The organism is Catenovulum agarivorans YM01 (assembly GCF_000281085.1).
Classification (GTDB): Bacteria; Pseudomonadota; Gammaproteobacteria; order Enterobacterales; family Alteromonadaceae; genus Catenovulum; species Catenovulum agarivorans.
In genome coordinates this window covers 111,000-129,522 of sequence record NZ_JH767532.1, presented here as the reverse complement: position 1 = coordinate 129,522, position 18,523 = coordinate 111,000, and the positions used below count along the sequence as shown (strand labels likewise).

Sequence of the window (18,523 nt, the reverse complement as noted above, 5' to 3'; positions counted from 1 at the left end):
AATTAAAACTCGATTTATTCCTAAGCAAAATAGCGGGTTAATATCGCACGAATATCAGCATGAACTTGCGCCATATCTTGCTCAGCGTTAACAGTTTCGATATTCGCTTCGCTGTTGGCGATATCTAAATAAGCTTGGCGGGTGCGTTGGAAAAATTCAATTTGTTCTAGCTCAATACGGTCTAACTCACCGCGTGCTTGCGCTCGGCTTAAGCCAACTTCAGGACTCACATCTAAATAAATGGTTAAGTCTGGCTTAAAATTTTTCAACACACACTGGCGTATAGGTTCAATTAAATCTCGAGAAATTTGTCGGCCACCACCTTGGTAAGCACGTGATGACATGTCATGCCTGTCACCCACCACCCATTTGCCCGAAGTTAATGCGGGGCTGATGACATTATGAATGAGCTGCGAGCGGCTGGCATACATAATTAATAATTCGGTTTCTGCAGTCACTTGCTCTTGTTGCTGGACTGATTTAACTAAACTACGTAAATTTTCGGCTAATGGTGTACCACCAGGCTCGCGAGTTTGCACAAAGTCTATACTTTGTTGCCGTAAAAAATCCGTTACCACAGAAATTGCACTACTCTTACCCGCGCCTTCAAGTCCTTCAATAACGATAAATTTACCTAAGTTCATAGTTAATTATTTGCCTCAGCTTTTAATTTTTTTAAATATTGTGCAACTGCCAAATTATGTTGACGTAAGGTTTTCGAGAATACATGACCACCATCACCACTGGCAACAAAATAAAAATAATCAGTATCTGCTGGTGCAAGCGCCGCTTTAATTGCAGCTAATCCAGGCATAGAAATAGGTGTGGGTGGCAAGCCTTTAATCACATAAGTGTTGTATGGTGTTGCTTGTTTTAAATGCGCTCGGGTGATGTCACCTTGATACTCAGCACCTAAACCATAAATAACTGTTGGGTCTGTCTGCAAACGCATTTTTTTTGCCAGTCGATTATAAAACACAGAAGCGACTGTTGGCATTTCGGCTTCAATTGGCGTTTCTTTTTCGATAATAGAGGCCAAAATTAATGTTTGATACCAACTGAGTTTTGGCTCTGCTAATGGGGCAAATTCGCTGTCGCGCAACTGAGCCATTTTATTTAATGCTTGCGCCAAGATTGTTTTATCTTTGGTGTTTGCCGCAAATAGATAAGTATCCGGAAATAACAAACCTTCAGCATGCAGGTGCGGTTTAATTTGTTCGGCTAACCAAGTTTGATAATCTGTTTGTTGTACCTGAGGGTGATTTTGCAGCACAGCTTGAATTTGCGCAAAAGTACTGCCTTCAGCAAAAGTAATACTGAAAAGGTGTTGTTCACCGTTGCGAATTTTGGCTAATACTTGTTGCGCGCTATATTGACCATCAAATAGATAAGTGCCTTGTTTTAGCTGGGCAAAATCTGGTTGTAAACGCGCCTGTATACGCAGGTACCAGTGCAGTAATTGACTGTTTGGTAACAGCTGCTGCTGCATTAACTGCTGAATAATTTTTTGAAAAGACGCGCCTTGGTTTATGGTAATAAGTTGCTGCTGCAACTCAATTGGCGCAGAAAAGTCTTGTTTAACTTGGTTATATGCAATGCTGCAAGCAATGGAGATTATCAGCACTAGTGCCAATAATACTCGACTAAACCATTTAACCATGGCTTAACCCTTGTAATCCTTTTATAAGTTGTATAGCTAACTGCTGATTTAATGCTCTGCCATCGATAGATTGCACACAAACAAAATCAATCAATGCATTACAAATTACCGCGGCTTCAATATCCTTGATCTCTGCTTTGGCTATATGTTTTTGTCTGATTGCAATTTCGCTAGATTGGCTGGCTTGCTCTAATAACAACGCACGTTTTGTCCCAGCAACCCCTGCGTATGTCAAATCTGGTGTGCACCATTGGCCTTGAATGCGGACAAAAATATTCGCTAATGAAGTTTCAATTAAATGGTTTTCGGTATCAAAAACTAGACCATCAGCAACACCTTTATTTGTCAGCTCTTGTTTAATAAAAACTTGTTCTAACCTATTAGTGTGTTTTAAACCTGCCAGCAGAGGTTGACGTGCTAACTGTGTATCAAGTGACATCAGCGCTATACCATCAGGGTATGAAAATAATTCAGCATGCCAATCGCTTATATATATCAAGACAACAGGTTCAATATTGGCTGCGAAGGCATATCCACGCTGGCTTTCTCCACGGCTGACTAAAATTTTAACCACAGCATTCGCTTGCACTGCCGCTATTTTACTCAGTTGGTGGTAGATTAAATCTATATCTAATGCTGGAAAAGCAAGGCGTTGGTTGGCATTTAATAATCTACATCTGTGATAAGACCAATCACAAATTTTATGCTCGAGGATTTTTAAAGTCGTAAAATGGCCATCACCAAATTGTACAGCTCGATTATAAGCTGAAATTTGTTGTTGGCCATTGTGTGCTTGAATAATCTGCATCAGTGCAAATGCCCTATTGCAGTATTCGAATTAAACTTTGCGAAACAATAATGAACCGTTGGTGCCACCAAAGCCGAATGAATTACACAATGCATATTCAAACGACGCTTGACGCGCTTCATGCGGAACATAATCTAAATCACAACCTTCACTTGGATTATCCAAGTTAATAGTTGGTGGAATAGCTTGGTCTTGCAAAGTTTTAACTGTGATAATGGCTTCGATAGCGCCAGCTGCACCTAATAAGTGACCTGTCATAGACTTAGTTGAACTAACCATGACTTTTTTCGCATGGTCTTTAAATAAGTTTTTAACAGCATTAGTTTCAGCTTTATCACCAGCAGGCGTTGAAGTGCCGTGCGCATTCAAATAACCGACTTGTTCAAGTGATATGCCTGCATCACGAATCGCGTTCGCCATAGCAGCTTGACCACCTGCACCGTCTTCTGGTGGTGACGTGATATGGTGAGCATCGCCACTCATACCAAAACCAGTTAACTCAGCGTAAATTTTAGCACCACGCGCTTTTGCATGTTCGTATTCTTCCAACATCATCACGCCAGCACCATCGCCCATAACAAAACCATCTCGGTCTTGATCCCATGGACGACTTGCTTTAGTTGGCTCGTCATTGCGCGAAGATAAAGCTCTCGCAGCCGCGAAACCACCTAAACCTAAAGGCGTAGTTGCAGCTTCTGCACCACCGGCCAAAATAGCATCGGCATCACCGTATGCAATCATGCGCGCAGCGTGACCTATGTTGTGAACACCTGTAGTACATGCAGTTGTGATCGCAATATTTGGTCCTTGTAATCCAAACAGGATAGACAAATGACCTGAAATCATATTGATAATAGTTGACGGCACAAAAAATGGTGACATACGCTTTGGACCACTGGCTAATAGTTTAGCATGGTTTTCTTCAATTAAGCTTAAACCACCAATACCAGAACCGACCGCAGCACCTATACGATGTGCATTTTCAGCTGTAATTTCCAAGCCTGAATCTTTAAAAGCTTGAATACCGGCTGCAACACCGTATTGGATAAAGGTATCCATTTTTTTAGCTTCTTTCTTTGGAAGATAATCTTCAAAGTTGAAGCCTTTTACCAAACCACTGATACGAGTTGAAAAGCTGCTGGTATCAAAAGTATCAATAAGTTGAATACCACTTTGACCCGCTAATAATGCTTTCCAAGAATCGTCTACTGTATTACCGACAGGAGATAACATTCCTAGTCCGGTGACAACGACACGACGTTTTGACACTAGATTGCCCCCAGGAGGAGTGAATTTGAAAGGGTGATGAAAAAAAGGCGGTTTACACCGCCTCTATAAAATTATTCTTTGTTAGCAACAATGTAGTCGATAGCTGCTTGAACAGTAGTAATTTTTTCAGCTTCTTCGTCTGGAATTTCAGTATCGAATTCTTCTTCAAGAGCCATTACTAATTCAACAGTATCTAAAGAATCAGCGCCTAAATCGTCAACAAAAGAAGCTTCGTTTGTGATTTCTTCTTCTTTAACGCCTAGTTGTTCAACGATGATTTTGTATACTCTTTCTTGGATGTTACTCATAATATAAGTTTCCCTCAGACATTGTGCACCATGCACAATTTTGCTGTAGTTTATTAAAGTCAATAAATCGGTTGCAAGCTTAATGCTTTGCTTTCGCCAACTGGTCTAACCACCAAGGATTTAACCAGTCACCGAATGTAAAATCCGAATGCGTGCGAATGATAACCCTATTCGAGTTAAGAATCTACCCGCAATTAGGCCATATACATGCCACCATTCACATGAATGGTTTCACCTGTAATATAAGCCGCTTCAGGCGATGCTAAAAATAGCACAGCTGCTGCAATTTCTTCCGGCTGACCTAAACGTCCAGCAGGAATTTGCGCAAAGATAGTGCTTTTCTGATCGTCATTCAACTCTTTTGTCATATCTGTATCGATAAAACCTGGCGCTACTGAGTTAACTGTAATGCCACGAGATGCAACTTCTTTAGCCATAGCTTTGGTAAAACCAACTAAACCTGCTTTTGCAGCGCAGTAGTTAGCTTGACCCGGGTTACCAGTTGAGCCAACAACTGAACCAATGTTTACGATGCGGCCATTACGCTTTTTCATCATGGCGCGTAACACAGCTTTAGATAACTTGAATACTGAAGTTAAGTTGGTGTCGATTATATCCGTCCACTCTGCATCTTTCATACGCATTAATAAGTTATCGCGGGTAATACCAGCGTTGTTTACTAATACATCTATTTCACCGAAGTCTGCTTTGATTTGCTCAAATACAGCAGCAATAGAAGCATCGTCAGTTACGTTTAAAACTAAACCCTTACCATTGTCGCCTAAATATTCAGAAATAGCTGCTGCGCCTTTTTCAGAGGTTGCAGTACCCACAACTTTAGCACCCGCCGCAACTAATTTAAGTGCGATAGCTTTACCAATACCTCGGCTCGCACCTGTCACTAGTGCAACTTGTCCGTCTAATCCAGAGAACATAAATAAATTACCCGTTTAAAAATGATTCTAATGAAGCCGCATCATTTACCGATACAGCTGACAAAGATTTTTCAATGCGTTTAGTTAAACCGTTTAATACTTTACCTGGTCCAACTTCCACTAAATTAGTTACACCTTGGCTTGCCAAGAATTGGACTGTTTCAGTCCAGCGCACTGGGCAGTATAATTGGCGTTTTAATGCATCTTTAATGGCTGCCGCTTCTACTTCAGCTTTAACATCTACATTATTCACAACTACTATTTTTGGTGCAGATAACTGAATACTGTTCAACGCTTCTGCTAACTTGTCAGCAGCTGGCTGCATCAAGCTACAGTGAGAAGGTACACTTACAGGTAAAGGTAGTGCACGTTTTGCACCTGCTGCTTTACATAATTCAGAAGCTTTTGCCACTGCATCTTTATGTCCAGCAATAACTACTTGGCCAGGTGAGTTAAAGTTAACTGCTGCGACCACTTGCTCACCGCTAGCTTCAGCACAAGCTGCTTTTACCGCGTCGTCATCTAAGCCGATAATTGCAGCCATAGCCCCTACACCTTCAGGTACAGCTTGTTGCATCGCTTGGCCACGCAATTCTACTAATTTAACCGCATCTTCAAACGCAATCACACCAGCAGCTGTTAACGCTGAATATTCACCTAAACTGTGACCAGCTAAAAACGCAGGTGCTGCTACGCCTTTTTCTTCCAATAAACGGAAAATAGCTGTACTGGCAGTCAATAATGCAGGTTGTGTAATTTGTGTTTGGTTTAACTTTTCTGCTGGGCCATTTAACGCCAATTCAGCTAAGTTGTAACCCAAAGCGTCAGACGCTTGTTCAAATGTTTGTTTGACTACGGCATGTGTATCAAATAAATCAGCTAACATACCTACTGTTTGAGATCCCTGTCCTGGGAATACAAAAGCTAATTTTTTATCAGACATAAATTATCTCTGTGTTAATTTCAAATTGAATTCTGAGTTCTGAACACTTAAGTGTTCATTTTAGTATTTGATTAAAGCAGAAGCCCAAGCAAATCCACCACCAAAAGCTTCTAACAACAAGGTTTGGCCACGTTGAATTCTGCCATCACGAATCGCTTCATCTAATGCGGTTGCAACAGAAGCCGCTGAAGTATTGCCATGTTTATCCAAAGTCACGACCACTCTGTCCATGGTCATATCGAGTTTTTTCGCGGTTGCTTTAATAATTCGGTAATTGGCTTGGTGTGGTACTAGCCAATCTACATCAGATTTTTGTAGATTATTCGCAGCCAATGTTTCTTCAACAATTTCGCTTAGTTTGGTTACCGCTACTTTAAATACTTCATTGCCTTTCATATAACCATAAGCTTCGTGTACCGAAGCTTCGACACCACGCTTAGGCAAATCAGCCCCAAGCAAATCTGCATGGCGGCCGTCAGCATGAATATGGGTAGATAAAATACCCGGCTCTTCACTGGCTTCTAAAATACAAGCGCCGGCTGCATCACCAAACAAAATAATCATGGTACGATCTGTTGGATCTAACAAACGCGTTAGTGCGTCTGTACCCACTACTAATACGCGTTTTGCAGTGCCCGCTTTGATAAACTGATCAGCAACACTTAATGCATAACAATATCCTGCACAAGCGGCTGCAATATCCATAGCCGGTACACCCGGTAAACCGAGTAAATTTTGAATTTCACATGCAGCACTTGGCAGTGCTTTTTCCCAACTTGTGGTTGCGCATAAAATTAGATCGATGTCTGAAGCTTGAATGCCCGCAGCTTCAATTGCTTTTTTAGAAGCTTCAAAACCCATAGTTGCAACATTTTCATGTTCAGCAGCTATACGTCTTTCATGAATGCCAGTGCGTTCAACAATCCACTCGTGGCTGGTTTCGACCATTTTTTCTAGATCTGCGTTGGAACGCACTTGTTCTGGAAAATAACTACCTGTGCCGATAATTCTAGAATACATACTTATTGAGACCTGTCAGTTAACGCCTGTTCTATTCGATTACCAATTTTTTCTGGTACTTGATGGCGAATTTCGTTAATCGCTTCCTCTAACGCGTACTTAAAAGCATCTTTTGAGGCATTACCATGACTCTTTATGACAATTCCGCGCAATCCTAACAAACTTGCCCCGTTATACTGGTCGGGGTTCATTTGTCGATAGAGCTTTTTTAACATAGGAAGGGCAATTGCGGCAAACACTCTGCTCCACCAATTTTCATTAGCGAGTGATTTAATTGTTTGAATAACCGCTTTTGCTAAACCTTCACATGCTTTCATTGATATGTTGCCAACAAACCCATCACATACAATAACATCAGCTTTGTCGTTAAAAATATCGTTTCCTTCTACATAACCTATGTAGTTTAACGATTTATCTTCTTTCAACAAGCGCGCTGTCTTTTTAATTGTGTCACTGCCCTTTATTTCTTCTTCGCCAACGTTTAATAATCCGATGCGTGGATTTTTTAAATCGTTTTTCTCAGATAACACACTGCCCATTAATGCGAATTGATGAAGTATATGTTCATCACAAGCAACGTTTGCGCCTAAATCTAACACATAGGTTTTATGTCCAAGCGAACCCGGAATAGCGGTAACTAGCGCTGGCCGTTTAATACCTGGCAGCATTTTCAGTACATAATAAGCCATGGCAAGTAATGCACCTGTGTTACCAGCGCTGACACATGCTTGCGCTTTATTTTCTTTGAGTAAATCAAGTACTACACGCATTGAACTTTGGGTTTTATGCCGCAATGCTTGAGAAGGCTTTTCACCCATAGAAACAACTTGTGGGCAATGAATAATTTGCAAACGTGCAGTTAAACTAGCAGCAGCGTTTTGTAATAAAGGGGTAATTTGATATTTATCGCCGCAGGCAATAATGGTTAATTGGGGATTGTCAGCTAACACTTCGAGCGCAGCTGGAATAGTAATGGGAGGCCCGTTATCGCCTCCCATTGCATCTAACGCTATGGTTAGATTCGTCAAAGCTGACCTGCTAGCTTAAACTACTTTTTTGCCTTTATAGTAACCATCAGCAGTTACATGGTGACGACGGTGAGTTTCACCAGTCTCAGTGTCAATTGAAAGAGCAGCAGCAGTTAAAGCATCGTGTGAACGACGCATGTCGCGCTTTGAGCGAGATTTTTTGTTCTGTTGAACAGCCATTACAGATCTCCTGTTATTTTGGATTCTTTAAACTTTTCAAAACGTCAAACGGATTCGATGGTTTTTCGTAAGCTGCTTTATCTAGCTCCCCCCAAACCATGTCTTGTTCTTTGATTGCGCAGTTTTCAACTTCATGTTTAGGTATTAATGGAATTTCCAACATTAATTCATCTTCAATTAATGCACGTAAATCCACCAAACCATAATCATTTGCCTCGACAATAGCGTAAGTGCTCGGAACTAAGTCTTCGTCTAACCGCATTGTTTTTGGCGTGAAGGTAGCTGACAACTCTATGTGTATAGGCATAGGTTGACCACAGCGCTCACATGTCACATCGACATCCGTCACAGCATTGATGAGCATAACAGGCAGTTTTTGCTCATCATAGGTACATCTAAGCGAGACATCAACTTGCCCTGTTTCAGACAATACAGCCTCGCGTAAACGCGTTAAATCTTCCAGTCGATAAATACCGTTATAGTCAGAGCGCTTTTGGGCACTTTTGACTGGATCCAGCTCAACTGGCATTTTTACCTTTTGCATAGGGCGCGGATATTATCGATCTGCCCTTGCTTAGTCAAATGAAAATAGGAAAAATAGTATAACATTTTAAAATAAGCGCGAACTTTTATGTCAAATCATCAAATTGTATTAGCTTCAACCTCTCCTTTTCGCAAAGCTATCTTGGAAAAATTGCAGTTACCTTTTAGTTGTTGCAAACCTGAAACGGACGAAACGCCATTAGAAAATGAATCTGCAATTGAGTTAGTTGAGCGTTTAGCTCAGTTAAAGGCACAAGCAGGTTTTAAGCTTCATCCAAACAATTTTGTTATTGGCTCTGATCAAGTGGCTTTTTGCGACGGCGAGATTTTAGGTAAACCTGGTAACTTTGATAATGCTTTTGCACAATTGACTAAATTATCTGGTAAAGCGGTTAAGTTTTACACCGGATTAGCATTAATTAATCCTGAAGGTCAGTTAAAATCATCGGTTGAGGTATTTGAAGTGCATTTTCGCAATTTAACCTCAGATGAAATTACGGCCTATTTGCATTTAGAGCAGCCATACAATTGTGCGGGTAGTTTTAAAAGTGAAGCTTTGGGTATTACTTTGTTTGATAAGTTGCTGGGGGATGATCCAAACACTTTAATTGGTTTACCGCTGATAAAATTATGTGAGTTTTTCCGAGCCTTTGGGTTTGATCCTTTGATTCAGAAACGGTAAATGCACAAATCTTCATTACCTTTAGGTTGGCTGCTTTCTAGATGGAATCGGCTTAAAGTTAAAATCGCTGAAGACTCCGTGCTACCTAAGGAAATTACTAGAGCATAACTTTCGCAAAAACGCTGTGAATACTTCCATGTACGCTTCGCTTTTTCATCCATGAAAAAGAGATTTTGCTCTAAGTTATTGATCTAGCACTTTCCCAGATTAGAGTGGCGATAAACCAAGTGCCTCTTTCTGGCCATTTACCTCGAATTGGGTTTGGAACACCGAACTATCAAAGAGATTACTCCAAAGTCAGAAAGGGCCGAATTGAATGCTGATTTTCTAAAACTTCACAAGATATGGACATCTTGTGGGAGCGGCTCTCGGTTGAGCTCAAAGTGATTTTAGAAAATTACACTTCAATTCGGCCTGGTGCTCCACACTATCAGCGAAACAACACTGAGCTCAGCGCTCGCATATCATCCGCAACTGCAATTGGCGATAACTTAGTTAGTGTAGCTGCGTCATTTACTCCGCAAGTGACACCAATTGAATCAATACCAGCATTTAAAGCCATTTGTAAATCATGCACTGTGTCACCCACCATAACAGCTTGGTGTTTAGCCACAGCTAAATCTTTCAATAAGGTTTCCAACATGGCAGGATGCGGTTTAGATTGAGATTCATCCGCGCATATACTGGCATCGAATAAATGTTCTAAACCAGTTGAGTTGAATACCCTATTTAAACCAGCCCGAGATTTACCCGTCGCGACCGCTAACAAACATCCAGCGTTTTTTAAATTAACCAACAAGTCCTCTGCATACTCAAACATAGGTGTCGGTGTTGTATCTAGCTCAACATACTGGTGGCTATAACACTTAACTAATTCAGGATGCAAACTTTCATCTACATCGTGGAATAAAGTTGCGATTGCCGTCGGTAAACTTAACCCTATAATAGATTTAGCCGCTTGTGCATCAGGTACTGGAACATCCAAACTTTTGGCTGCATTTTGCACACTTGAAACGATACGGCCAATAGAATCCATTAGCGTACCGTCCCAATCAAAAATTACTAATGGGTATTTTGCTTGCAAACTATTCACTCGGTAAGCGCTCCAAAGCTTGGGCTAAATTTGCTTCTAGTGGTGCTTCAACGCGGATCGTTGTTTGCTCTTTAGGATGGATAAAACTGATAGAGGCTGCATGCAAAAATAAACGGTTTATACCAACAGCTTTCATTTTTTTATCAAATTCAGCTTCACCATACTTATCATCCAATGCAATTGGATAACCAGAAGCGGCAGCATGCACACGAATTTGATGGGTACGTCCGGTAACAGGAAATGCTTCGACTAAAGTGGCACCCTTATACTTGTTCAGCACTCTAAAACGAGTTTCACTGGGTTTACCTTGTTTAGCATCTACCCTTACAACACGTTCGCCTGAAGCTAAGGTGTTCTTAAATAGAGGTTTTTCAACAACTCTTAATTTGGCCGGCCAAGCACCACTGACCAACGCCCAGTATCTTTTATCGACTTGCTTAGTACGCAATTGTTCATGTAGCGCACGTAAAACCGAACGTTTTTTCGCAAAAACTAAACAACCTGAGGTATCTCGGTCTAATCTATGCACCAACTCAAGTTGTTTTAATTCTGGACGGATCTGGCGCATGGCTTCTATTGCACCATAATTAAGTCCCGAACCACCATGCACGGCTAAACCGGACGGTTTGTTTAAAACGATTAAATATTTGTCTTCAAATATAATTGAGCGTTCAACCAAGTTTTTCAGCTTATCACCGACCATAACCTCGTTGTCTTTTTTCTCTTCAACTCTGATTGGCGGCAAACGTAAAACATCACCCGCTTGCAGTTTATACTCTGGTTTAACGCGCTTTTTATTCACCCTAACTTCGCCTTTTCGCAAAATGCGATAGATCAGTGAAGTGGGCACACCTTTTAATTCTCTTTTCAGCCAATTGTCTATTCTTTGACCAGAATTATCTGTATCAATGTCAAAATAACTTACCGACCCTCGGTCATTTGAACTCATATGTAAATATCTTTCTATAAATGATGAATTTAGATTGCCGCTATGGGCAGAGCTTTGCTATATTTTCACTGATGGCATCCATGATTGCCAGATTTTTTCGAAAACGTGTCAAAAATACACGATTATTGGTGGTGACATTCGGACTGTGTAAGAGGCTTTAGTGCTGCAACAAACTGATCATTTATGAGCATAAACAGTTTGTCTACGCATTTTTGTACCAAACGAAGTGTGTAATTTTTCGTGAGGCTGACAAAACACTAACCCCAACAGCGAATGCCGAGTTATGTAAAAGAAACGCCAAATAAGCTAACAGATAAAACTGAAAAAAGCTGTTTAGACCAGAAAGCACATTCGGCTAAACAACAGAAAGACAAAACCTTGTTTGCACCATTAAAGCAAAGTGCAAACAGAAGGAGCTATGAAAATACGTGATCAAAGAGGATTTGTTGAGTCTGGCTGCGATCGCTCAGTCTAGGTTCGTGCTCCCTAGTGTTTAAACACAAGGTTAAAGAGGATTTCTGAATATTTAAGTAAGACACTCGTGAGAGTGACTCTTCAGCTGAGACTATTGGTAGACAATTTGGCGTTTCATATTGGTGAAAAAAACAACTATGAAACGTATGTTAATTAACGCAACTCAGGAAGAAGAGTTGCGCGTTGCGCTGGTTGACGGCCAACGCTTATACGATTTAGACATTGAAAGTCACGGTCATGAGCAAAAGAAAGCAAACATCTACAAAGGTACAATTACCCGCGTAGAACCAAGTTTAGAAGCCGCTTTTGTTGACTATGGTGCTGAGCGCCATGGCTTTTTACCGTTAAAAGAAATCGCAAAAACTTATTTCCCTGAAGGTTATACTTTCCAAGGCCGACCAAACATCAAAGATGTGGTTAAAGAAGGCCAAGAAGTTATAGTGCAAATTGATAAAGAAGAGCGTGGACAAAAAGGTGCTGCGTTAACAACTTTTATCAGCCTTGCAGGTAGCTACTTAGTTTTAATGCCAAATAACCCAAGAGCAGGTGGTATTTCTCGCCGCATCGAAGGTGATGAGCGTACTGAGCTTAAAGAAGCCTTAGCTAAATTATCTCTACCTGATGGCATGGGTTTAATTGTTCGTACTGCTGGTGTTGGTAAAGCTTACGAAGAGCTAGAATGGGATTTAAATGTTTTATTAAAACATTGGCAATCAATTCAAACAGCAGCTGATAGCCGCCCTGCACCATTTTTAATCCATCAAGAAAGTAACGTAATTGTACGTGCAATTCGCGACTATTTACGCCGTGATATAGGTGAGATTTTAATTGATCACCCTGCAGTTTACGAAGATGCAAAACAGCATATTGCACTGGTACGTCCAGACTTTGTTAATCGCGTTAAAATGTACCAAGGTGAAGTGCCGTTATTTACACACTTCCAAATTGAAAGCCAAATCGAATCTGCGTTTAAACGTGAAGTGCGTTTACCTTCTGGTGGTTCAATTGTAATTGATCAAACTGAAGCATTAACCTCTATTGATATCAACTCATCTAAAGCAACTAAAGGTGGTGATATCGAAGAAACAGCTTTAAACACCAACTTAGAAGCAGCAGACGAAATTGCACGTCAATTACGTTTACGTGATTTAGGTGGCCTTGTTGTTATCGACTTTATCGATATGACACCTGCGCGCAATCAACGTGAAGTTGAAAACCGTTTACGTGATGCTGTGCGCTCTGATCGTGCGCGTATCCAATTAGCCCGAATTTCGCGTTTTGGTTTATTGGAAATGTCTCGCCAACGTTTACGCCCATCGTTAGGTGAAAGTTCGAGCCAAAGTTGCCCGCGCTGTCAAGGTACAGGCGTGGTTCGTTCAACTGAATCTCTTGCTTTATCCGTATTGCGTTTATTAGAAGAAGAAGCGATTAAAGAAAATACTGTGCAAGTTCAAGCTCAAGTGCCAATTGAAGTTGCAACTTTCTTATTAAATGAAAAACGTGGTGCGGTGCGCTTTATTGAAAAAGGCCATGACGTTCGTATCGTGGTTGTGCCAAATCCACATATCGAAAGCCCTAACTTTGAAGTAGCGCGTATTAAATTAGAAGATACAGGCGACGAGCTAAGCTACAAATTGGTTAATGCGCCTGAGCAAGATATGACAGTGGCGATTTCACCGTCAATTAAACCTTTGGCGAAAAAAGAAGAGCCGGCATTAAAAGGCTTTGCAGCACCTGATGCACCTGCACCAGTCGCAGTTGAACCAGCCGCTCGCCCAGCACCAAAACAACAAGACAAACCAGCAAAAGGTTTATTTTCGAGTTTGTTTGGTTGGATAAAATCACTATTCGCAGCCGAGCCTGAAGAAGAAGTGAAAAAGCCGGCGAAAAAATCTCAATCGCGTAGCAATAATAACAATGCTAAGCGTAAGAACAATAATCGTCGTAACAATAAACCTCGTAATAAAAAGCCAGCTGAGCGCACTAATGAGCGTGGTAATAAACCAACTCAAAAAGCGCAAGTAGACAAAGCTGATAATGCGAACAAACCAGTACGCGAAGAAAAAGTACAAGAGCGCAGAGCTAGACGTCAGCAACGTAAAAAAGTGCGTGTTGAGCAAAACAAACAGCCACAAGAAGTAGCTGAGCAAAAAGCTGCTGAGCTACAAAAAACAGCTGAACAGCAGAAGCCAACACAAGCACAACAAAAAGTTCAACCAAAAACTGAACAAGCCAATGTAGCAGCTAAACCACAGGAAAAACCTGCAACCCCAGCACAAGCTGAAAAGGCGTCTCCTTACGCAGCAGCAGTTGAAACTATTGCCCAAGAGCAACAGGTTGAAACTGTTCAACAAACGGAACAAGCGCCTGCAGTTGAGCAAGTTCAAGCTGACACGCCAGTTGAAAAGACTCAAGTAGCCGAAAGTTCTGAACAAGCAGCTGCGGCTGAAAAATCAGAAAGCACTGCTGAGTCGAATGCTGAAGAGCGCCCTCGTCAACGCCGTGGCACGCGTCACTTACGCGCAAATAGCCAACGTCGCCGTCGTAATCAAGAAGAAAACGACAATCAAGAAGTTAATAATGGCCGTTACGACAAATACTACCGCAAAGACACTAAACAAAGTGAACTTGCGTTTGAAGTAATGCAGCACGCTGAAGTAACAGAAGATCCGGTAGAAAGCCGCTATCCACCTGCTGAAACTGCAACTGAGCAACCAGCACAAGTTGAAAATGTTGAAGCACAGAGCAATCAGGTTGAATCTGTAGAAGCGACTGAATCCACAACACAGGTTGGAGCAACAGAAGAAATTACAGTTTCAGAGCCAACAGAAATCGTTGAAAACGACAACACAATTGAAGCTCAATCTGAAGAAGTGTCAGAGCCAGCAGCTCCTGCTGTAGCAGAAGCTCAGCCTGAGAGCGAAGCTGTTGCACAAATCGACTATGCTGAAGCAGCGCCAGTGGAGACTAATATTGTCGAAGAGTCTGACGCTCCTGCTGTAGAAATTGCTGCAACGGATAATCCTGAACAACAGAATAATTCAGCTCAGGTACAACAAACTTTGCCTTTAGACGAAGATAGCCATGCAGTTGACAACGAGCCTACGGCAGAAACAAGCCAAGTTGTTCGTAAGCTAAAAGGCTTTGCTTCAGCGCCTATCTCCCAAACTGTGCCTGAATCAATTGATGTACAAAAAGCATTGTCCATCAATGTTGTACCACAAACTAGCCGAAGCCCTCTAAGTGTTTCAGGTAAACAAGGTGGTGCCAGCGCACCTAGCAGCCAGTCGTCGTCTCCTGCGACCCAAGCGAGACAATAAAGGTAGGACGGCTTAAAGCTTAAAAAGCGACTCACATGAGTCGCTTTTTTGTTGCTACTTCACCAGAGCTTTGAATACCGGCACACTTTCTCAGACTAGATGACTAATGCTTGTTAAATTTGCTTTAGCTGAAGGTAAATCATGATAGGTCAGTGTCTTAGCTAACTGATTACAGAGTTCTAGATTAGGCTGATGCACTCTTGAGCGTGAGCACATCGGCAATTGGCATAGGTTTGGCAAAATAATAACCTTGCATTAAGCGACAACCTTGGCTGTGCAGAAACGTGCTTTGCTCTTGTGTTTCTACTCCTTCAGCGACAATTTCCAATCCTAACTTAAGCGCCATCGCAATAATTGCACTAGATAATTCCATATCTAACGGATCGTGTGGAATATCTTTGATAAAACTTCTATCAATTTTCACACAATCAATCGGGAAATGTTTGAGGTACGCCAACGAAGAATAGCCAGTGCCAAAATCGTCCATTGCCAATTTAATCCCCTCAGCTTTCAGTTGATTCATAACTTCAACAGCTTGTTTGGCATTTTCCATTAACAATGATTCAGTTACTTCAAACTCAATTTTTTGTGGTGGCACATCGAATTCTCGGATCACAGCCATCACTTCATCAAAGAAGTTTTTCGCGAATAACTGGCGAGCAGAGATGTTCACCGCAACCCCTTCAATGCCATTTTCAGACAATTCAGCTTGGTAAGTTTTAATATACTGGCAGACTTTACGCAAAACCAATAAGCCAAGTTCATGTATTAGGCCAGTCTCTTCCGCTACAGTTATAAATTTATCCGGCGGAATAAAACCTTCTTCATTATCTATCCAACGAACCAAAGCTTCAGCCCAAACAAAGCGTTTTTTGGCTGCATCATATTGTGGCTGCAGATACACCATTAGCTCATCTTCGATAATAGCTCGACGTAGTTTATGCTCTAATTTCACTTTATTCTTGATTTCTGAATCTAACGTATGGCTAAAATATACAGCCTGATTGCGACCATAGTCTTTAGCCTTATACAAAGCAATATCAGAATTGCGCACTAAATCACCAACTGTATGACCATCTTTAGGGTAAACAGCCACACCGATCGAAGCAGTCACATCAAGTAATGATTGATGCTCTAAAGGTGTTAATACCGCTTTTAGTAATTTTTTTACTACAGTGTCTAAATCAGCTAAGGTGTCAATGTCGCGAATAAGCACCATAAACTCGTCTCCGCCCATACGGGAAACAAGATCGTCAGCTTCTATCACTTCAGATAGCTTATCAGCAACTGACTTAAGTAACTCATCACCAAATTCATGGCCTTTAGTATCGTTCACTCGTTTAAAGTGATCCAAATCTATCATTAATACAGCCAATTGCTGTTTCAATTTATATGCATTGGCAATTTCAAGCTTCAGGTGCTCATTAAAAAAACGCCGGTTAGCTAAGCCTGTGAGCGGGTCTTGAAATGCCATACGCTCTAATTCAAACCTTGCATCTTTAAGCTCTGTGATATCGAGCACTGAGCCGATATAACCAGACAGTTGGCCATTATCTAGCGTAATCGGCGATATTTTTTCTAAAAAGTTTTTCCGTTTGCCTTGGGGTGTTGCAAATCTATATTCCACCGAGCTTGATTGATTGGCAGTTTTCGCATGCTCAAAAACTTGAATCGCTCTCAGTTTGTCGGAATGGGTAATTTTTTGTTTATATTCATCCATATTAATTGGCAATTTGCAGCCAGTCATTTTTTGCCACGAGTTATTCACGTACAGAAAATTATCATTTTCATCACGTAAAAATATGCCGATAGGCGCTTGGTCTGCTAAGGTACGGAAACGCTGCTCTGACACATGTAGCATCTTGTGCTCATCAACTAAACTATCTAGCATGGTGTTGAACACATCAACAAGTTGCCCCACTTCATCGTCTTTAGCTTTGTACGCCCGAATGTCAGAAAAAACATTTTGCGTGATATGTTGTGCAGTGGTGTGCAAATGTTGCAAGGGTGCCAGCACACGCTTTAGCAGGTGATTAGCTATCACGTATACGGCAAAAATTGCCAATAGTATTGCAGAAACAATTACGAGTATGACGTGCTGCTGAGTGCTCTCGACATAATCTAAATTAGAATATATGCGCAGCGCCCCCATAATCTCAGTACCATCCCATACAGGTTTAACTATCTGCATGCCATTGTCTAAATACAGAGTTGAAGAATCAGCTAAGTCTCTGATCTGCGGTTGGCAGGAAATGTCTCCCTCTTGGCGATAGTAATGGGCAAAAAAGGCCCTATTTTGCGAATATAAACAAATCGCTTCTATGCTCTCGTGAAACTGGGCTGCGGACAAATTAGTGGTTGCGGCAGAGACATCATTAAACACCAAAGCGGCAATAGTCCGATTGGCAAGAATCTCCCCGATTACATTTAAATCATTGGTCAGCTTCTCTTTAGCCAAATCACGCTCTACCACTGAGATAGTAAAACCAATAACAGTCAGCGTCGCAACAAATAGAATAAGCAAACGAGAAATAATGGCAAACTTTAACGAACGTTTGATTAAATTCATTTCTCTGGCCTAACAATTTTACTTGCAAGCTCGAGCAATGAAGAACTAAAAGTTACATTTCTCTTCTCGGCGAGAATTAAATTTACGTTAAAACCAATTCGTTTATCCACTTTGATTAATTCAACTACATAATCAGAATTGTGCTCGTTACACCCATCGCAGATGCTTAAACCTGAATATTGATTAAGTGTCGATTTTTTCCCAGAAAAGTCTTCGCCCACAATCAAAACATCACAAGTAGCTAACCTTTGATTTGAAACATTTGAATTAGCAATGACAGCAAAATCGAGAGTATTACCTTGCACTCTCAAACTGGTAGAGACTTGTTTTAGTTTTGCTTCTGAAAAAGGCTCACCAACAGAGCACATGCGAATTTGTCCAGCATCATCATCGATGGCGATTTTGGTATAGCGTAAAATCCCAACAATAACAGCAGCCCGTAAACTTGCTTCATCAGGCTGATTCATCAAAGCCTTGGCTGGCTTGACGTACAGTCCGGTAATCAAGCAAAAAACGCAGGATAATAAAACCGGAGCATAAGTTAATTTGTTCGATAAAGTCATTTAATGTCCATAGCCCTTATCACCTTCTCCATGAGTGGTGAATACTGCAATTTGTGAATTAGGCCACAATTGTATTTCTAGCTTAAGCATGATGTATAAAAGACGAAATTGCCAATCGATTAGCAAAATCGTACCACCAGTCGCTAAATTTAATCTCTCTTATAAAAACCGATAAAGTT

17 protein-coding genes are annotated in these 18,523 nt (G+C 41.1%); 2 read left to right on the top strand and 15 right to left on the bottom strand.

The annotated features are described in order from the left end of the window. Window positions 1–20: 20 nt before the first annotated feature. The 11 genes from tmk to yceD form a co-directional block, all read right to left on the bottom strand. A complete protein-coding gene (tmk, locus tag WSC_RS0115445) occupies window positions 21–644 on the bottom strand; it encodes a dTMP kinase (protein ID WP_016956849.1) in 624 nt (207 codons plus the stop codon). 2 nt (window positions 645–646) lie between these two features. Next, window positions 647–1,660 carry an endolytic transglycosylase MltG gene (gene mltG, locus WSC_RS0115440; protein ID WP_016956848.1) on the bottom strand — a complete coding sequence of 338 codons (1,014 nt, stop codon included), beginning with the start codon at window positions 1,658–1,660 and terminating at the stop codon, window positions 647–649. Further along, a complete protein-coding gene (gene pabC / locus WSC_RS23035) occupies window positions 1,653–2,468 on the bottom strand; it encodes an aminodeoxychorismate lyase (protein ID WP_016956847.1) in 816 nt (271 codons plus the stop codon). Before pabC ends, mltG begins: the two co-directional genes overlap by 8 nt. Window positions 2,469–2,498: 30 nt before the next feature. Continuing rightward, entirely contained in the window at window positions 2,499–3,737 is a 1,239-nt protein-coding gene (gene fabF, locus WSC_RS0115430) for a beta-ketoacyl-ACP synthase II (protein WP_026016884.1), read from the bottom strand. A 71-nt stretch (window positions 3,738–3,808) separates the two neighbouring features. Next, window positions 3,809–4,045, bottom strand: a complete 237-nt coding sequence (gene acpP, locus WSC_RS0115425) for an acyl carrier protein (protein ID WP_016956845.1) — start codon at window positions 4,043–4,045, stop codon at window positions 3,809–3,811. A gap of 194 nt (window positions 4,046–4,239) precedes the next feature. After that, window positions 4,240–4,980, bottom strand: coding sequence for a 3-oxoacyl-ACP reductase FabG (fabG, locus tag WSC_RS0115420; RefSeq protein ID WP_016956844.1), 741 nt, complete (start codon window positions 4,978–4,980; stop codon window positions 4,240–4,242). A 7-nt stretch (window positions 4,981–4,987) separates the two neighbouring features. After that, window positions 4,988–5,923: an ACP S-malonyltransferase gene (gene fabD / locus WSC_RS0115415; protein ID WP_016956843.1), complete on the bottom strand. Its 936-nt coding sequence runs from the start codon at window positions 5,921–5,923 to the stop codon at window positions 4,988–4,990. A 60-nt stretch (window positions 5,924–5,983) separates the two neighbouring features. Further along, a complete protein-coding gene (locus WSC_RS0115410; RefSeq protein WP_016956842.1) occupies window positions 5,984–6,943 on the bottom strand; it encodes a beta-ketoacyl-ACP synthase III in 960 nt (319 codons plus the stop codon). 2 nt (window positions 6,944–6,945) lie between these two features. Further along, window positions 6,946–7,971, bottom strand: coding sequence for a phosphate acyltransferase PlsX (gene plsX / locus WSC_RS0115405; RefSeq protein WP_026016883.1), 1,026 nt, complete (start codon window positions 7,969–7,971; stop codon window positions 6,946–6,948). A gap of 15 nt (window positions 7,972–7,986) precedes the next feature. After that, a complete protein-coding gene (rpmF, locus tag WSC_RS0115400; RefSeq protein ID WP_016956840.1) occupies window positions 7,987–8,151 on the bottom strand; it encodes a 50S ribosomal protein L32 in 165 nt (54 codons plus the stop codon). Between the two features lie 13 nt (window positions 8,152–8,164). Then, entirely contained in the window at window positions 8,165–8,695 is a 531-nt protein-coding gene (yceD, locus tag WSC_RS0115395; RefSeq protein WP_026016882.1) for a 23S rRNA accumulation protein YceD, read from the bottom strand. A gap of 87 nt (window positions 8,696–8,782) precedes the next feature. On the opposite strand from yceD, the gene WSC_RS0115390 reads away from it, so the two are divergent. After that, a complete protein-coding gene (locus tag WSC_RS0115390; protein ID WP_016956838.1) occupies window positions 8,783–9,376 on the top strand; it encodes a Maf family protein in 594 nt (197 codons plus the stop codon). A gap of 430 nt (window positions 9,377–9,806) precedes the next feature. Here WSC_RS0115390 and WSC_RS0115385 read toward each other — a convergent pair whose 3' ends face one another. Next, the gene (locus WSC_RS0115385; RefSeq protein WP_016956837.1) at window positions 9,807–10,469 is read right to left on the bottom strand and encodes an HAD-IA family hydrolase; all 663 of its coding nucleotides are present in this window, start codon (window positions 10,467–10,469) and stop codon (window positions 9,807–9,809) included. Next, window positions 10,462–11,418: a 23S rRNA pseudouridine(955/2504/2580) synthase RluC gene (gene rluC / locus WSC_RS0115380; protein ID WP_016956836.1), complete on the bottom strand. Its 957-nt coding sequence runs from the start codon at window positions 11,416–11,418 to the stop codon at window positions 10,462–10,464. Before rluC ends, WSC_RS0115385 begins: the two co-directional genes overlap by 8 nt. A gap of 611 nt (window positions 11,419–12,029) precedes the next feature. On the opposite strand from rluC, the gene rne reads away from it, so the two are divergent. Next, window positions 12,030–15,212 carry a ribonuclease E gene (rne, locus tag WSC_RS0115370; protein ID WP_016956834.1) on the top strand — a complete coding sequence of 1,061 codons (3,183 nt, stop codon included), beginning with the start codon at window positions 12,030–12,032 and terminating at the stop codon, window positions 15,210–15,212. Between the two features lie 184 nt (window positions 15,213–15,396). Here the strand turns inward: rne and WSC_RS0115365 are convergent, their stop codons facing one another. Together WSC_RS0115365 and WSC_RS0115360 are read right to left on the bottom strand one after the other, a co-directional pair. Next, complete coding sequence (locus WSC_RS0115365) at window positions 15,397–17,781, bottom strand: EAL domain-containing protein (RefSeq protein WP_016956833.1); 2,385 nt, start codon at window positions 17,779–17,781, stop codon at window positions 15,397–15,399. Beyond that, window positions 17,778–18,248 (bottom strand): YfiR family protein, encoded by a 471-nt coding sequence (locus tag WSC_RS0115360; RefSeq protein WP_016956832.1) that lies wholly within the window; start codon window positions 18,246–18,248, stop codon window positions 17,778–17,780. Before WSC_RS0115360 ends, WSC_RS0115365 begins: the two co-directional genes overlap by 4 nt. Between the last annotated feature and the right edge of the window lie 275 nt (window positions 18,249–18,523).

What these genes read in the sequence shown, in the direction of transcription:
- tmk (WP_016956849.1), bottom strand. Translation starts at nt 644, where the DNA reads ATGAACTTAGGTAAATTTATCGTTATTGAAGGACTTGAAGGCGCGGGT.
- mltG (WP_016956848.1), bottom strand. Translation starts at nt 1,660, where the DNA reads ATGGTTAAATGGTTTAGTCGAGTATTATTGGCACTAGTGCTGATAATC.
- pabC (WP_016956847.1), bottom strand. Translation starts at nt 2,468, where the DNA reads ATGCAGATTATTCAAGCACACAATGGCCAACAACAAATTTCAGCTTAT.
- acpP (WP_016956845.1), bottom strand. Translation starts at nt 4,045, where the DNA reads ATGAGTAACATCCAAGAAAGAGTATACAAAATCATCGTTGAACAACTA.
- fabG (WP_016956844.1), bottom strand. Translation starts at nt 4,980, where the DNA reads ATGTTCTCTGGATTAGACGGACAAGTTGCACTAGTGACAGGTGCGAGC.
- fabD (WP_016956843.1), bottom strand. Translation starts at nt 5,923, where the DNA reads ATGTCTGATAAAAAATTAGCTTTTGTATTCCCAGGACAGGGATCTCAA.
- WSC_RS0115410 (WP_016956842.1), bottom strand. Translation starts at nt 6,943, where the DNA reads ATGTATTCTAGAATTATCGGCACAGGTAGTTATTTTCCAGAACAAGTG.
- rpmF (WP_016956840.1), bottom strand. Translation starts at nt 8,151, where the DNA reads ATGGCTGTTCAACAGAACAAAAAATCTCGCTCAAAGCGCGACATGCGT.
- yceD (WP_026016882.1), bottom strand. Translation starts at nt 8,695, where the DNA reads ATGCAAAAGGTAAAAATGCCAGTTGAGCTGGATCCAGTCAAAAGTGCC.
- WSC_RS0115390 (WP_016956838.1), top strand. Translation starts at nt 8,783, where the DNA reads ATGTCAAATCATCAAATTGTATTAGCTTCAACCTCTCCTTTTCGCAAA.
- rluC (WP_016956836.1), bottom strand. Translation starts at nt 11,418, where the DNA reads ATGAGTTCAAATGACCGAGGGTCGGTAAGTTATTTTGACATTGATACA.
- rne (WP_016956834.1), top strand. Translation starts at nt 12,030, where the DNA reads ATGAAACGTATGTTAATTAACGCAACTCAGGAAGAAGAGTTGCGCGTT.
- WSC_RS0115365 (WP_016956833.1), bottom strand. Translation starts at nt 17,781, where the DNA reads ATGAATTTAATCAAACGTTCGTTAAAGTTTGCCATTATTTCTCGTTTG.
- WSC_RS0115360 (WP_016956832.1), bottom strand. Translation starts at nt 18,248, where the DNA reads ATGAATCAGCCTGATGAAGCAAGTTTACGGGCTGCTGTTATTGTTGGG.